Annotated in this window: 16 protein-coding genes; 9 read left to right on the top strand and 7 right to left on the bottom strand. The window is 34.6% G+C overall.

Annotated features, from left to right (window positions below):
• Nucleotides 1-9 precede the first annotated feature (9 nt).
• A complete protein-coding gene (locus ACZ47B_RS03160) occupies nucleotides 10-1,512 on the bottom strand; it encodes a glycerol-3-phosphate dehydrogenase/oxidase (protein ID WP_464895232.1) in 1,503 nt (500 codons plus the stop codon).
• Between the two features lie 49 nt (nucleotides 1,513-1,561).
• A complete protein-coding gene (locus ACZ47B_RS03155) occupies nucleotides 1,562-2,482 on the bottom strand; it encodes a manganese-dependent inorganic pyrophosphatase (RefSeq protein ID WP_464895231.1) in 921 nt (306 codons plus the stop codon).
• 154 nt (nucleotides 2,483-2,636) lie between these two features.
• Here ACZ47B_RS03155 and ACZ47B_RS03150 point away from each other — a divergent pair, with 154 nt between their 5' ends.
• Genes ACZ47B_RS03150 through ACZ47B_RS03120 form a run of 7 tightly spaced genes read left to right on the top strand, consistent with a single transcriptional unit; the run spans nucleotide 2,637 to nucleotide 8,172 of the window.
• The gene (locus ACZ47B_RS03150; protein WP_464895230.1) at nucleotides 2,637-3,137 is read left to right on the top strand and encodes a 3-isopropylmalate dehydratase small subunit; all 501 of its coding nucleotides are present in this window, start codon (nucleotides 2,637-2,639) and stop codon (nucleotides 3,135-3,137) included.
• On the top strand, nucleotides 3,137-4,198 hold the full coding sequence (gene leuB / locus ACZ47B_RS03145) for a 3-isopropylmalate dehydrogenase (RefSeq protein ID WP_464895229.1): 1,062 nt from the start codon (nucleotides 3,137-3,139) through the stop codon (nucleotides 4,196-4,198). Before ACZ47B_RS03150 ends, leuB begins: the two co-directional genes overlap by 1 nt.
• Before the next feature lie 9 nt (nucleotides 4,199-4,207).
• Nucleotides 4,208-4,456, top strand: a complete 249-nt coding sequence (locus tag ACZ47B_RS03140) for a hypothetical protein (RefSeq protein WP_464895228.1) — start codon at nucleotides 4,208-4,210, stop codon at nucleotides 4,454-4,456.
• Entirely contained in the window at nucleotides 4,447-4,746 is a 300-nt protein-coding gene (locus ACZ47B_RS03135) for a CiaD-like domain-containing protein (RefSeq protein WP_464895227.1), read from the top strand. The genes ACZ47B_RS03140 and ACZ47B_RS03135 overlap by 10 nt, the downstream gene beginning before the upstream one ends.
• Nucleotides 4,733-5,863: a tRNA nucleotidyltransferase/poly(A) polymerase family protein gene (locus ACZ47B_RS03130; RefSeq protein ID WP_464895226.1), complete on the top strand. Its 1,131-nt coding sequence runs from the start codon at nucleotides 4,733-4,735 to the stop codon at nucleotides 5,861-5,863. The genes ACZ47B_RS03135 and ACZ47B_RS03130 overlap by 14 nt, the downstream gene beginning before the upstream one ends.
• Before the next feature lie 31 nt (nucleotides 5,864-5,894).
• Complete coding sequence (locus tag ACZ47B_RS03125; RefSeq protein WP_464895225.1) at nucleotides 5,895-6,863, top strand: L,D-transpeptidase family protein; 969 nt, start codon at nucleotides 5,895-5,897, stop codon at nucleotides 6,861-6,863.
• Between the two features lie 4 nt (nucleotides 6,864-6,867).
• A complete protein-coding gene (locus tag ACZ47B_RS03120) occupies nucleotides 6,868-8,172 on the top strand; it encodes a M99 family carboxypeptidase catalytic domain-containing protein (RefSeq protein ID WP_464895224.1) in 1,305 nt (434 codons plus the stop codon).
• Here ACZ47B_RS03120 and ACZ47B_RS03115 read toward each other — a convergent pair.
• Complete coding sequence (locus tag ACZ47B_RS03115; RefSeq protein WP_464895223.1) at nucleotides 8,152-8,622, bottom strand: cheVAW transcriptional regulator CheQ; 471 nt, start codon at nucleotides 8,620-8,622, stop codon at nucleotides 8,152-8,154. The two genes, ACZ47B_RS03120 and ACZ47B_RS03115, sit on opposite strands and share 21 nt — an antisense overlap.
• Nucleotides 8,623-8,687: 65 nt before the next feature.
• Here ACZ47B_RS03115 and ACZ47B_RS03110 point away from each other — a divergent pair, with 65 nt between their 5' ends.
• Nucleotides 8,688-10,946, top strand: a complete 2,259-nt coding sequence (locus ACZ47B_RS03110) for a glutamine--tRNA ligase/YqeY domain fusion protein (protein ID WP_464895222.1) — start codon at nucleotides 8,688-8,690, stop codon at nucleotides 10,944-10,946.
• An 80-nt stretch (nucleotides 10,947-11,026) separates the two neighbouring features.
• Nucleotides 11,027-11,716 (top strand): hypothetical protein, encoded by a 690-nt coding sequence (locus tag ACZ47B_RS03105; RefSeq protein ID WP_464895221.1) that lies wholly within the window; start codon nucleotides 11,027-11,029, stop codon nucleotides 11,714-11,716.
• Here ACZ47B_RS03105 and ACZ47B_RS03100 read toward each other — a convergent pair.
• From ACZ47B_RS03100 to ACZ47B_RS03085, 4 genes are read right to left on the bottom strand one after another with little or no spacing between them, the layout of a single operon-like run.
• Nucleotides 11,684-12,175, bottom strand: a complete 492-nt coding sequence (locus ACZ47B_RS03100) for a hypothetical protein (protein WP_464895220.1) — start codon at nucleotides 12,173-12,175, stop codon at nucleotides 11,684-11,686. The two genes, ACZ47B_RS03105 and ACZ47B_RS03100, sit on opposite strands and share 33 nt — an antisense overlap.
• Nucleotides 12,162-12,452: an AtpZ/AtpI family protein gene (locus ACZ47B_RS03095; protein ID WP_464895219.1), complete on the bottom strand. Its 291-nt coding sequence runs from the start codon at nucleotides 12,450-12,452 to the stop codon at nucleotides 12,162-12,164. Before ACZ47B_RS03095 ends, ACZ47B_RS03100 begins: the two co-directional genes overlap by 14 nt.
• Nucleotides 12,445-13,749: a glutamate-1-semialdehyde 2,1-aminomutase gene (gene hemL, locus ACZ47B_RS03090; protein WP_464895218.1), complete on the bottom strand. Its 1,305-nt coding sequence runs from the start codon at nucleotides 13,747-13,749 to the stop codon at nucleotides 12,445-12,447. The genes ACZ47B_RS03095 and hemL overlap by 8 nt, the downstream gene beginning before the upstream one ends.
• Nucleotides 13,746-14,114, bottom strand: coding sequence for a c-type cytochrome (locus ACZ47B_RS03085; RefSeq protein ID WP_464895217.1), 369 nt, complete (start codon nucleotides 14,112-14,114; stop codon nucleotides 13,746-13,748). The genes hemL and ACZ47B_RS03085 overlap by 4 nt, the downstream gene beginning before the upstream one ends.
• Nucleotides 14,115-14,140: the final 26 nt, after the last annotated feature.

Below are 14,140 nucleotides of genomic sequence, written 5' to 3'. Positions count from 1 at the left end.
TTCCTTTATCTAATTGTATTGTGCTATTACAGTCGCAACACTATCCAAAAGTCTATCAGCCTCTTTTTTGTCCGTATACTCCAACAAAATCCTTCTGGTTAAAAAATCTTGCGGTTTTTTTATGTATTCATATCTCATGCAGTATAAAATTTCAGCTTTTAAAATTTTATACTTGTCATCAATCATATAAAAACCTTCTTCCTTTGCAATTTCGATGACTTTGAGCGCTCTATCACCGTAAAGTGAAAGAAGTCTATCTGTCAGGACTGAATCTTTTGTTGTATCTAGAATTTCTTTCTTAACGGTTTTTAAATCATGCCTGCTACCTATGACCTTATAGTCATGAGTAAGGCAAGGATTATTGCTTAGTTTGTCAACCAAGCCTTCCGCCATATTTCTATAGGTGGTCCATTTGCCACCGGCTATGGTTATAAGCCCGCATGGAAGCTCTTCTATGATATGTTCTCTGACCAAACTTGCCGTATTGTCATCATGGTTAAGGTCAACCAAAGGTCTAAAGCCCACAAAAGAAGAGATGATATCTTCTTCGGTTATCCTGGCATCAAAATAATGATTGATATGTTCAAGAAGATAATCTATATCACTTTGGGGTACTTTTGGATGCTCCTCTACTCTAGCTTCATTATCGGTGGTACCTACGAGGCATTTTCCAAGATAAGGAAGCATAAAAAGAACTCTGCCGTCTTTTGTTTTAGGTATCATTATGCCTGATTTTGAAGGGAGGTATTTTTTGTCCAGCACTATATGCGTTCCACTGCTTGGCCTCATTATTTTTTTTATGGTATCATTAGCCATTTTTCTTATATTGTCGCAAAAAGGCCCTGTTGCATTTACTATATACTTTGCATAGATATCATGGTGTTCGTTATTGGTTTTGTCATATACGGTTGCACCGACAACCTTACCGTCAGTTTTTATAAGGCTTTCTACTTTCATATAATTTTTTACAATCGCACCTTTTTCTTCAGCTGATTGAATAAGTGCTATAACCATTCTGGCATCATTAAAAGCGCCGTCATAGTATTTAACCGCAGCTTTTAGCCCCTCTTTTTTTATGAAACGGTTTGAACTTAGAACTTCTTTTTTGCAAACTATAGTACTTTTGCCTATTCTATATCTACCGGAAATCATATCATACAAAAAAAGCCCTGCGTATATGTAAGGAACCTCCCACCAATGGTATAAAGGAGTCAAAAGTGAAACTGTATGTGAAAGGTGAGGAGCATTATGAAGCAGTTTGTATCTTTCTTTTAGCCCTTCTTTGACAAGGTTAAACTGTTCTTTATCAAGGTGCTTGACGGCATCTTCAAGATATCTTACGCCGCCGTGAACCAGTTTGGTGCTTCTGCTACTTGTGCCTTCTGCAAAGTCATTTTGTTCTACAAGTATAGTCTTGAGCCCTCTAAGAGTTGCATCCAAAGCTATACCGCCTCCTGTTGCTCCGCCACCTATGACCAACAGATCATATTGCGACTCAAATTCTTCAGACATTTTTTGCCTTTAAGTTTTATGTTAAAAAGTATAACATAAAAAGAGTTAACTATCGGAAAAGAGGTTGTAAAAAAGGTATGATTTGCTTTTTTCTACTTAAAACTCCATCAAGCCATACTTGATGATCTTTTAGCGGTTTATCAAAAGCTTTTTCTATGATGCTTTCATCATCGCTGGCACAAAGCAGTTGCGAACCCTCAGTCATGATATCGGTAAGTAGCAATATAATCGTATGAAGCCCACTCTCATCTTTTTCTTTTTTCATCTCTTTAAAAAGCATCTCTTTTTTATCATCAAAAAGACTCAAGTCAACTACTTCAAGTTGCCCTACCCCGACTTTGCTATCTCCCATATCAAACTCTTTGTAATCTCTTTTTAAAAGCTCTTTTGCGGTTGTATTTTTTACATCCGATTTGACTGTAAACATTTCCATGCCAAGCTTTTTATAGTCTGACACTTCAGCTATCTTGGCTAACTCTTTAACTGCTTTCTTGTCTATATCAGTGCAAGTCGGAGACTTAAATATGACAGTATCACTTAAGATAGCACATAACATCATGCCCGCTATATTTTTTGGTATTTGAACGTTATGATGATCATATATCTCTTTTATAATTGTATTTGAACATCCTACAGGTCTTATCCAACATTCAAGTGGAGTTGAAGTAGTCAAATCCCCAAGTTTATGATGATCTACCACTCCTCTTACGGTAGCTTCTTGTATATCAACAGGCAAAAGTGCCAAGTCGGTTGTATCAACTATAAAAACTTCCTCACTTGCATATGAAGTTTTTAAAACAGGAGTTTGTCCATCAAATTTTTCAAGTATAAACTTTGTCTCGGGAGATATTTCACCCTGCCTGGAAGGGATCGAATCTATACCTAGCTTATTGTTAAGATATGACAAAGATATAGCTCCCACTATCGAATCAGAATCCGGGGTTTTATGCCCAAATACATATGCTGACATTTTATGACCTTTTCTAGTTTTTAGAGTATTCTTAAAAACCCTATACATTAATAGTATTATAAGGTTTTTAGAGATGCCCCTTATCAGTTTAAACTTAATTATACCCATATTTTGATAAAATATCTCCTTAATTTGAATAGTAAGGAAATAATATATGGATACGATAACCGGAAAAGTTTGGAAATTTGGTGACAATATAGATACCGATTTGATTATAGCGGCAAGATATCTAAATACTTCAGATCCTCATAAATTGGCCGAACATGTCATGGAAGATGCAGATCCCCAGTTTATAAAAAAATTAAATCCCGGAGACATCATAGTAGCGGGAGAGAATTTTGGATGTGGCAGTAGCCGCGAGCATGCTCCTATAGCTTTAAAAGCAGCAGGTGTCGCAGCGGTAGTTGCAAAGTCATTTGCAAGGATTTTCTATAGAAATGCTTTCAATATGGGGCTTCCCATATTTGAGCTTAAAGAGTGTGATGAGATAAGCGAGGGAGATCTTATAAAAATTGATATGCAAAACGGAAAAATCGAAGATATAGATAAAAAAAATGTATATAACTTTACCCCGATACCGCCTTTTATGCAAGAGTTACTCTCAAGTGGCGGTTTGATGAATTATGCAAAAGAAAAAATGGTAGGGGCTAAGTAGTGAAAAGTTATGATATAGCGGTTATAAAAGGTGACGGTATAGGTCCGGAGATAGTTGATGAAGCTATAAAAGTTTTAAATGCCGTTGGAGCAAAATGTGATATAACATTCAACTACAAAGAGTATCTTATGGGAGGATGTGCTTATGATGCTACCGGTGATCCACTTCCCGAAGAAACAGTTAAAGGTGCTTTAAAAAGTGATGCGGTTTTATTCGGCTCTATCGGAGGTTACAAATGGGATGATTTGCCAAGAGAGAAAAAACCCGAAACCGGACTTTTGAGATTTAGAAGTGAACTTGGTGTGTTTGCCAATCTAAGACCCGTAAAGATATATGATGAATTGACTGAAGCAAGTACTTTAAAAAGAGAAGTTGTGGAAGGCGTTGACCTGATGGTGGTTAGAGAGTTGACAGGTGGTATATATTTTGGCAAGCCACGAGAAAAACTTGAAGATAGAGCTTACAATACCATGGTTTATACAAAAGATGAGATAAAAAGGATAGCCAAGATAGCTTTTGATATAGCAATGAAGAGAAAAAAAAGAGTTTGTTCGGTCGATAAGGCAAATGTTCTTGAAGTTAGTCAACTTTGGAGAGAAACAGCTGAGGAAGTTGCAAAAGATTATCCTGAAGTGGAATTGTCTCATATGTATGTCGATAATGCTTCGATGCAACTTGTAAGAGATCCAAAACAGTTCGATGTCATACTAACAGGCAATATTTTTGGGGATATTTTAAGTGATGAAGCCAGCATGATAAGTGGCTCCATAGGTCTTTTGCCTTCAGCTTCCATAGGTGGAAAGATAGGGGTTTATGAGCCTATTCACGGATCAGCTCCAGATATCGCGGGTCAAGGCATAGCAAATCCCATAGCGACCATAGCAAGTGCGGCAATGCTTCTTAGATACTCTTTGGATGAAGTAGAAGCAGCTGATATGATAGTAAACGCCATAGCAAAAACCCTGCATCTTGGATACAGAACTTCTGACATGGCAAAATACGGTGCAAAAAAGGTATGCTCTACAGATGAAATGGGAACTGCTATAGCAGAGAATATTTAGGGTTTTGTGATGAAAACATTGACTTTGGCTTCCATATATGAACTCCAGGGACTTAAAGATGAGGCTTTGGATATATATAAAGAAATTTTAAAAGAGAACCCTCACAACAAAGAAGCCAAGATCGCTATAAAAAGACTCTCGGGTATCAGAAAAAATTTTGACGGAGTCAACAAAGAGATGAAAAAGTTTTTTGTTCAGATGGACAGTGAGCCGGAATTTAGAGAATTTGAAAGGTGGATGTTAAAATTATGGAATTAAAAGATATAGTTTTGTCGACTCTGGCTGAAATTGACAAAGATTTGCCGTCCCAGGATGATGACATCATTGAAGAAAAAAAAGATGAATATGCCAATATATCGGATAAAAACAGTATGGATACCATCAAGGAGGAGCAGTTTTTAAAAAATCTAAGAGAAAGGATACTTGTGCTCTTCGAAGGCTTCAAATCTCCAAATACTCAAAATATAGAGGCAAAACTGGACTTGACCCTAAACTTTTTAGAGTATCTTTTAGCAATGATCGATGAAAGACTGAATGATAAAAAATAATATAGACCAATCCACATACAAAGACTTCATTTATACAAAAGAGATACTTTCAAAACATACAAAAAGAGCCTATATCGTCGGCGGTGCACTAAGGGATACAATTCTAGGAAAAAGAGTACATGATCTTGATATCGAAGTTTACGATATAGCTCCTAAAAAATTTTCCAAAATCATGCACAGTATTGGCGCCAAAGGAGTGGGGAAAAGTTTTTTTGTTTACAAATATAATGATATAGATATATCCCTTCCTAGAATCGAAAGAAAAACAGGCATAGGGCATAATGCATTTGAAGTTGAGATAACCAAAGATGAAAAAGAGGCTTCAAAACGAAGAGACTTCACTATGAATGCTTTGATGTATCATATATTTGAAGAGAGATTGCTAGATTTTTGGGGCGGCAAAGAGGATATAGAAAATAAGATCATAAAAATCATAGATGCTAAAAGCTTTAAAGAGGATAGCCTAAGGGTCTTAAGAGCCGTACAGTTTAGTGCAAGATTTGGATTTAAATGTGATAAGGCATCCATCTTGGTCATGCAGGAAATTGAACTGGATGATTTGAGTAAAGAGAGGATATTTTGGGAGTTTGAAAAACTTTTTAAAGGAAGTTATCTTCAGTTTGGATTTTATTATCTTCTAAAGCTTGGAGTTATGAAAAAACTTTTTGATATCGAATTGAAGTGTAATGATTTTATTAAAATAAGCAGGATATTTATCGATTATCAAAATATATTTGAAAAAGAGTTTTACAAATACTATTTTTTGTATATCATTTGCCAAACTTTAGATATCGATATATCCGTTTTACTGGAAAAGCTCAATGCTCCAAAAGAGTATGAAAAGTTTTATAAACTTCAACCTAGTCTCTGTAATAACCCAAGCGATAAAAAACTTCTTGAAATAGCACTTAAGATTCCCATCAAGATGTATCTTGCAAACTATATACCATCTATTAGAAAAAGGGCGAAAAAGCTCGGTATTTACTATGAAAGATTGAAGACAAATGTAAATGCCATGGATGTCGTAAAGGATGGATTTGAGGGAGCTGATATTTCAAAAGAGATAAAAAAAAGAGAATTAAAATATATCGATAATTTTTTATCAAGAAAATTTTAGATAAAATTCTAACTTTTATATAAGGATGATAATGTTTAGAAAAATTTTATTTTTAACTTTGTTTTGTATAAGTGCAGTTTATGCAACAAATTATATTGATATCTACAGACATAGCGGTATAGAAGAGGTTAAAAAACTTTTTGACGAAGAGCTTCAAGCGAAATCATACTGGGATAGTTATCTTAAGGATTACAATACAACATACGGATATTTTGAAAAAGAAAAATATATCATCGTAGCGGATAAAAAAAGTAAAAAATTAAACCTTTTTCATACCAATGGTAAAGGAAACCTGCAAAAACTGTTTGATAAGGATATAATAACGGGTAAAAACGGTGAAAAGAAAAAAGAGGGAGATTTGATAACCCCGCTTGGTGCATATAAAATAGTACAGAGATTTGTGCCAAAAGATACTTTTTACGGCCCGATAGCTTTTGCCATATCTTATCCAAATACATTCGATGAGTTAAACGGAAGAGACGGTCATGGCATATGGATACACGGATATCCTTTGGATCATGAAAAAAGACCACCTGTTACTAAAGGCTGCATGGTGCTTAAAAACAATCAATTGCTTGATTTAAACAGTACCATAGATCCAAAAAACAGTTTTGTCATAATCCATGAAAACAACTTAAAACCTGTTTCAAAAGATACCATCAGCTCAATCCTCACTTTTTTATACCGATGGAAAAGCGCATGGCAAAAGAATGACATAGATAAGTATCTTTCATTTTATTCAAATGATTTTAAAAGATATAACGGGCAAAATTTAACAGCTTTTTCAAACGAAAAAAGAAGGATTTTTTCCAGAGGTGACAAAAAGAGTATCATATTTAAATATATAAGCATTCTTCCTTATCCCAATTTAAAAAATGAACCTATATATAAACTCTTTTTTTATGAAATATATAAAACAAAAAATTATAGCTTTAATGGCAATAAGGAACTTTATATAAACGTAAAAGACGGTAAGATCAAAATCTTTATAGAGAAATAACCTTATGTCAAAAAAAGCTGTTTTTTCTTTTTTTATATTGGTATCACTGCTACATTCTTCGATACTTCATTTTAAAAAATATGAATTAAAAGGCAGACAAAAAGGGGATACCCTTTTAGTTATCGGCGGTATTCACGGTAATGAACCGGGAGGTTACTTTGCCCCCTCTGTACTTATTCAGCATTACAAAATATTAAAAGGTAACCTTATAGTGGTGCCAAATCTCAATTTTGACAGCGATATAAGAAATCAAAGAGGTCATTACGGAGATATGAATAGAAAATTTGCCCATATATCCAAAAAAGATCCTGATTATAAGATAGTAAAAGATATAAAAAAAATCATACTTTCCAAAAATATAGACCTTGTCTTGAATCTTCATGACGGGCACGGTTTCTATAGGCCTAAATGGGAAAATGTCATATTTAATCCAAAAGCCTGGGGACAGGCTCTCATCATAGATCAAATGAGTTTGAAAACGCCAAAATATTACAATCTGGGAAAGATTTGTCATATTGTAGCCGATAAGATAAATAATTCAATTTTCAAAAAAAAGCATATATTCGGAGTGAAAAATACCAAGACAAAATTTCATGATGAGCAAATGAGGCTCTCTTTGACATATTTTGCCATAACACACAACAAACCAGCCCTTGCCATAGAAACAAGCAAGAATATCACTGATTTGACAAAAAAAGTTTACTATCAGCTTTTGACTATAGAAGAATTTATGAAGGTGATGGGTATAAAATACAAGAGAGATTTTGAACTCAATGAAAAATCCATAAGACATATCCTTAATGATTTTGGATATTTGACACTAAACGGCAGAATGAAACTAAACCTAAACAGAGTAAAAAGATATATCGGTTACGTGCCCTTGAAGCAAAAGTATAACGATTTCACTTTTTCTCATCCTTTGGGAGCGATGCTTCGATATAAGGATGTTTACAATGTAATGATTGGCAATAAAAAAATCACAAAAATAAAAAGTGAATATTTCAAGCTATCTAAAGAGCACCCGAAACTTATCATAAAGACCGATCATAAGATGATAGATGTAAGTGATAAATATGAGGCTAAAGTCATGAAAAATTTTAAGATCATAGCCCCAAAGAATATAAGGGTCAATGTCATAGGTTATACTTCAAGAAGATATAAAAACGAAGCGAATATCTGGATAAAACTACAAGATATAAAAAGAAGATATTCGATTTATAAAAACAGTGATGTTTTTAGAGTGGAATTTTACGACAAGCAAAATAGATATATAAAAACTGTTCTAATATCAATAATACCCCAAGCATAAGGTTTTTGTCAATTTTATCTTTTTTTCAAGCGGTGCAAAATATCTGCATTTTTCTATATATATGATAGATGAATTATCTAGGTTGAATTTTTCAAGGAAAGATTTGAGGTTGACAAACTTCACACCCTCGATGGTTTTTATACCAAGGAGTTCGTATAGTGTGGATTTGTTACTCTTGGTCAAATGAGAAGATGGAAGATTTGTATACCTGCAAAATGGAGCTGATTGGATATATCCGTCGAGATTTGTACATTTTTGGACAAGATCTTTGTATTTTCTATGGATATATTTTCTATGGATATATACGATTCTGCTTTTGTCGTATTTGGCAGCTATGCAATCTTTCCAATACCTAAAAGCGTTTGGAGAAAGATTTGCAAGTTCCATTAACTCTTTAGCCAAAACATAATTGTCCAAGGTTGCATTGATACTTAGTTGATGCATATACATGGGCAAAATTTTATCAAAGATTTGCTATAATATTATTTAACTATTTAAAACAAAGGTATGATAAATTGACAAAGAGTAAAGATTTTTTGCGAACTATTGTCGAAAATGACTTGAAATCCGGTAAATATAAAAAAGTTATCACCAGGTTTCCCCCGGAGCCAAACGGTTTTCCTCACATCGGTCACGCAAAGTCCATAGCGATAAACTTTGGGATTGCAAGGGACTTTAAAGGAGAGTGCAATCTAAGGATGGATGATACCGATCCTGCCAAAGAGGATACAAAGTATGTTGAAGCTTTAAAAGATGCCGTTAACTGGCTTGGTTTTAAGTGGAGCGGTGATGTTAGATATACTTCTGATTATTTTCCAAAACTATATGAGTACGCAAGAGAACTTATCAAGATGGGCAAAGCTTATGTTGATAGTTTAAATGAAGAAGAGATGCGAGAATTTAGAGGAACCGTTACACAAGCCGGTAAAAGAAGCAAATATGCCAATCGTACCATAGAAGAAAACCTGGATCTTTTTGAAAGAATGAAAAACGGTGAGTTTAAAGACGGAGAGCATGTCTTAAGAGCCAAGATAGATATGAGTGCGGCAAATATGAAGATGAGAGATCCGTTGCTGTATCGCATAAGACACACTCATCACTTTAGAACAGGTGATAAATGGTGTATCTATCCGATGTATGACTTTGCACACTGTTTGAGTGATTATATAGAGGGAGTTACTCACTCATTTTGTACTTTGGAGTTTGAAAACAACCGTGAACTTTATGACTGGATACTTGATACTTTAGAGCTTACTCCACCTAGACCTTATCAGTACGAGTTCGCTAGACTCAATCTAAGTTATACAGTTATGAGCAAAAGAAAGCTTTTGGAATTAGTTGAGGGCGGTTATGTAAATGGTTGGGATGATCCTAGACTTCCAACAATTGCAGGCTATAAAAGAAGAGGATATACTCCAGAGTCCATACTTACTTTTTGTGATCAAATCGGGATTGCCAAAGCAAACTCCGTAGTTGATGTGGCACAACTAGAGTTTTGTATAAGAGATGATTTAAATAAAAAAGTACCTCGTGTTATGTGCGTACTTGATCCTCTTAAAGTTACTATAGTAAATTACGATGGAAGTGAAGAGATAGATGCTTCGTATTACCCCAAAGATGTACCCAAAGAGGGCACAAGAAAACTTCCTTTTTCAAAAGAGATTTATATAGAGCGTGAAGATTTTATGGAAAATCCTCCAAAAGGTTACTTTCGTCTTACCCCGACTCAGCCCGTTAGACTAAAACATGCTTACATCATCTCTTTTGTGGAAGCTATAAAAGATGAAGACGGTAATATTATAGAGATAAAAGTCAAATATTATCCAGATTCAAAAAGTGGAGCAGATAAAAGTGGCATAAAAGTAAAAAGTGCCATACAGTGGGTAGATGCCGCTAAAGCTAAAAAGGTAGAAGTTAGACTATATGATAGACTTTTTAAAGTAGAAAATCCATCAGGTATAGATGATCTAAATCCTAACTCTCTAAAGGTTATCAAAAATGCTTTGGTCGAACCAGCTGTAATAGAAGATAAACGATATAAGAGATTTCAATTTGAAAGGCAGGGATACTTTTATAAAGAGCCTGTAGATTATAGTGATAAAAAACCTGTATTTAATAAAATCGTAAGCTTGAAAGACTCATGGGCAAAAAAAACAAAAACTCCAAATCCTTCTAAAAAAGTTCAAAGTAAAAAGTCATCAAATGAAGGTCAAGTCACACCCATGAATGATGAGCAAAAATCTCTTTATGAAAAATATACTCATAAACTAAGACTAAACAGTGAAGTAGCCAATACTTTGGCAAGAGATAAAATGCTTTCAAACTTGTTCGAGCAAACTTTAACCTACTTAAGCAGTCCCGTGACAATCGCAAACATAATCACAACCGAAGTTGCAAGAGAACTTAAAGATAAAACGGTCGATACACTAAAATACAGTGCGAAAGAGATAGCGGATTTGGCCAAAATGTTGGATGATGAAACGATCTCCAGTAAGATTGCAAAAGAGGTTTTCAAGGATTTATCAAAAACAGGAGAGAATCCTGTAAAAATAGTAGAAGAAAAAGGATTAATGCAGATAAGTGATATATCTGTAATAGAGCCTATAGTTGATAAAGTGATCGCAAATAATCCGGAAAATAGCGCCAAATACAAAAACGGCAATACAAAACTTTTTGGTTTTTTTGTCGGTCAAGTGTTAAAAGAGAGCGGTAGCAAAGCGAATCCTAAGATAGTTAATGAACTTGTAGAAAAGAAATTGAGTGGTGAAGAGTGAATGGTTAGTGATGAAGGGAAGTCGAAACATCGTCTCACGACTCACGAAAAATCGACTAATCTGCCAAAGGGAGGTTTTAAATGGATATTTGTGAAGAGTGGCTAGAGTATGATTACAACCCTTTTATACTTTTTGACAAGGAAGGAAAAGTCATCAATGTAAATGCCGAAGCTCAATTTTTGCTTGGCCTTGTTTCTTCAAAAAAGATTTATGAACTCGCACTTGCATATGCAAGTTATGACTATGGATTTAAAACGACAATCTTGGATATCGATTTTGGGAAGTACAGCTTTTTTGCTATAACCGTCGGTTACAATGATGACAATCATATAGGTATAAAACTCTACAAAAAACCAAATAAGTCATTTGATCTTGATTCTCAGGATAATACGAAAGTCAATATATACTCTATTATTGATTTGTGCATAAGTTCACTCTCAACTACATCAAAAGCTATGCACAAAAAGTTACTGGATCCTACTTTTCCGGATATTTATGTAAAAGTTGACAATTTTTTAAAGTTACTTTCAAAGATATATGCTTCTTTTTCAAATTCCAAAGTCATAACTACAAAACTTCATTTAAAAACAGGTGAGCATATCAACTACAAAAATAAAAAATTTTCTATATTTATATTGGAAGTTTCAGGTGAAGAAAGAGATAAAGAAGATGATTATCTTATAAGAGAAAGTGCCCCAAAATCAAGTGCTGCCGTCAACATAAAAGATAAATCTATCTCAGTTGAACTTCCTTTGGTAGATGATATTTAAAAACCCTCCCAAAGGGATGATCGAGATACCGATGATATATGGGATGATAGAAAAACTCTCTGTTTTAACAAGAAGAAAAAAACCGGCAATGAGTATAATATATCCAAGAAGTCTAAAAAAGGAAAATGAGGCGCTTTTGCTTTTTCTTAAATTTTTCATCGAAAGCTTTACTTTACTTTTTTTATCTTTTATCTCTTTATCATGTTTATCATACAAGTCATAAGGATCATCCATCTCGTCGATGATATCTTTATCTTCTTCTATGATGTCTCCGAGAGTTTTTATCTGTTTGTTTATGTTTGAAAGATATGACAAAAAAGAGAGCAATACTATACTAAAAGCACTGAAAAAGGCTATCTGCGAATTTACCACCCACTTCCAGCCCAAAAATATAGAGATAGCAAATACGATCATATCGAGAATGATGTAGATATAAATCCCGGATCTAATACTCTTCATCCTCATCCTCGTCATATTTGTAGTTTTTATACCTTGTGTCATCTTTAAATTCTTCATACTCTTTTACCTGTTTTTTATAAGCTTTGTAAACATTCAAAATCGCTGCTGATACGCCTATAAAAACCCCTATCCAAAGAAGCCACCATATATGAAATATATTTTTTAAAAATATCCCAAGACCCACTCCTATAAGAACGGCTACCACCATAGATATACCAAGTGAGAGCTGTTCTGCCCCCTCTATGATTTTACCGTATTTTGGTTTTTTCTCATCCATTGTCTGTTTCTTTCCCAAGCTCTTCGAATACCGCTTTTGCTTTTTGAATCACTTCATCTATAATATCTTCATCCATAATGGCACTGATGAAACCTGTCTCAAACTGACTGCATGCAAAATAAACACCTTTTTCAAGCATTTTTGAATGAAAAGCGGCAAACATTTTCGTATCACTCTTAAGGGCGTCATCAAAATCTTTAACAGGATTTTCATTGAAAAAGAAACCAAACATGCTACCTCTTACTCTTGTTTGCAAACATATGCCGTTTTGTTTCGCGGATTCTTTAAAACCATTCATAAGTCTCAATGCTTTTGCGCCCATATCCTTATAAATATCAGGATTGCTTTTTAATTTTTTTAAAGATGTCAAGCCTGCACTCATGGCAACCGGATTGCCACTTAAAGTTCCTGCTTGATACACAGGACCTTCGGGACTTAATTTGTCCATTATGTCACTTCTTGCACCAAATGCACCCACCGGCATTCCTCCGCCAATGACTTTACCGAAAGTCGTGATATCAGGTTTTGTTTCAACCAGTCCCTGAGCGCCTTTCAAATCCGCTCTAAATCCGCTCATAACTTCATCAAATATAAGCAAAGCGTCATTTTCATCACATAATTCTCTTAAATCATGCAAAAACTCTTCGTCTGCCGGTACCAAGCCCATGTTACCGGCAATCGGCTCTATGATGACACAAGCGATATTATCAGAGTTTCTAAAACATTTTTTTACACTGTTTATATCATTGTATTTTGCCAAAAGAGTGTGTTTTGTAAAATCAGCCGGAACTCCCGGAGAACTAGGAGTGCCAAATGTCGCCGCTCCGCTTCCTGCTTGAACAAGCAAAGAGTCACTGTGGCCGTGGTAGCATCCCTCAAACTTCACTATATCGTCTTTGCCGGTATAACCTCTTGCAAGTCTGATGGCACTCATAACAGCTTCAGTTCCGCTACTGACAAATCTTATCTTATCAATCGTATCGAACATTTGTACTATTTCACCGGCAAGCTCAGTCTCTATAGTTGTCGGAGCTCCAAAACTAAGTCCTTTTTTAGCGGCATTTATGACACTCTTTTGTATATCTTTGTCACAATGACCAAAGATAAGAGGTCCCCAGCTTTGTACAAAGTCGATATATCTGTTTCCATCTATATCCTCAAGATATATGCCTTCTCCTTTTTCTATGAACAAAGGAGTGCCTCCTACACTTTTAAATGCACGAACAGGCGAATCAACACCTCCTGGTATGACTTTCTTGGCTTCTTCAAATGCTGCAACAGAATTTTTTATATTCATTTTTTCCCTCTCTTTTTTTTGGTTTTCTTTTTTTTGGTATTTTGCAAATAAAAATACAAACTGTTTATCTCTTGATAAGTTAGAAAGTATTTTGGCATTATCTTGTGTCTTTTCTTAAAGCTTTTGAAAAAATCCTCTTTTGAAACAGTGTTTATATTTGGAGATTTCAAGTATACTGTTTTGCCTTTTTCCTTGTATTTTGCCAGGATTTTACCCTCTCCGTTTATACCGTGACACTTGTTGCACCCTATGCCTCTAGGGTTTTTATAGAGCATTTTGGCATATTCCATATTGGTTATGAACGAATCACTGCCATAAGTGCTTGAAACAAAAAATAGTATAAAACAAAGAAGATACAGTTTCAATTTATTCCTATATAATAACATATTTG

The sequence above is a fragment of the Thiofractor thiocamini genome (assembly GCF_055384375.1).
The sequence above is the reverse complement of the archived record's forward strand: the minus strand, read 5'-3'. Positions and strand labels throughout refer to the sequence as shown.

Coding starts and splice junctions, on each gene's coding strand:
- ACZ47B_RS03130 (WP_464895226.1), top strand. CDS start 4,733: ATGATAAAAAATAATATAGACCAATCCACATACAAAGACTTCATTTAT.
- ACZ47B_RS03155 (WP_464895231.1), bottom strand. CDS start 2,482: ATGTCAGCATATGTATTTGGGCATAAAACCCCGGATTCTGATTCGATA.
- hemL (WP_464895218.1), bottom strand. CDS start 13,749: ATGAATATAAAAAATTCTGTTGCAGCATTTGAAGAAGCCAAGAAAGTC.
- ACZ47B_RS03160 (WP_464895232.1), bottom strand. CDS start 1,512: ATGTCTGAAGAATTTGAGTCGCAATATGATCTGTTGGTCATAGGTGGC.
- ACZ47B_RS03115 (WP_464895223.1), bottom strand. CDS start 8,622: ATGTATATGCATCAACTAAGTATCAATGCAACCTTGGACAATTATGTT.
- ACZ47B_RS03135 (WP_464895227.1), top strand. CDS start 4,447: ATGGAATTAAAAGATATAGTTTTGTCGACTCTGGCTGAAATTGACAAA.
- ACZ47B_RS03105 (WP_464895221.1), top strand. CDS start 11,027: ATGGATATTTGTGAAGAGTGGCTAGAGTATGATTACAACCCTTTTATA.
- ACZ47B_RS03140 (WP_464895228.1), top strand. CDS start 4,208: ATGAAAACATTGACTTTGGCTTCCATATATGAACTCCAGGGACTTAAA.
- ACZ47B_RS03095 (WP_464895219.1), bottom strand. CDS start 12,452: ATGGATGAGAAAAAACCAAAATACGGTAAAATCATAGAGGGGGCAGAA.
- ACZ47B_RS03150 (WP_464895230.1), top strand. CDS start 2,637: ATGGATACGATAACCGGAAAAGTTTGGAAATTTGGTGACAATATAGAT.
- ACZ47B_RS03100 (WP_464895220.1), bottom strand. CDS start 12,175: ATGAAGAGTATTAGATCCGGGATTTATATCTACATCATTCTCGATATG.
- ACZ47B_RS03120 (WP_464895224.1), top strand. CDS start 6,868: ATGTCAAAAAAAGCTGTTTTTTCTTTTTTTATATTGGTATCACTGCTA.
- ACZ47B_RS03125 (WP_464895225.1), top strand. CDS start 5,895: ATGTTTAGAAAAATTTTATTTTTAACTTTGTTTTGTATAAGTGCAGTT.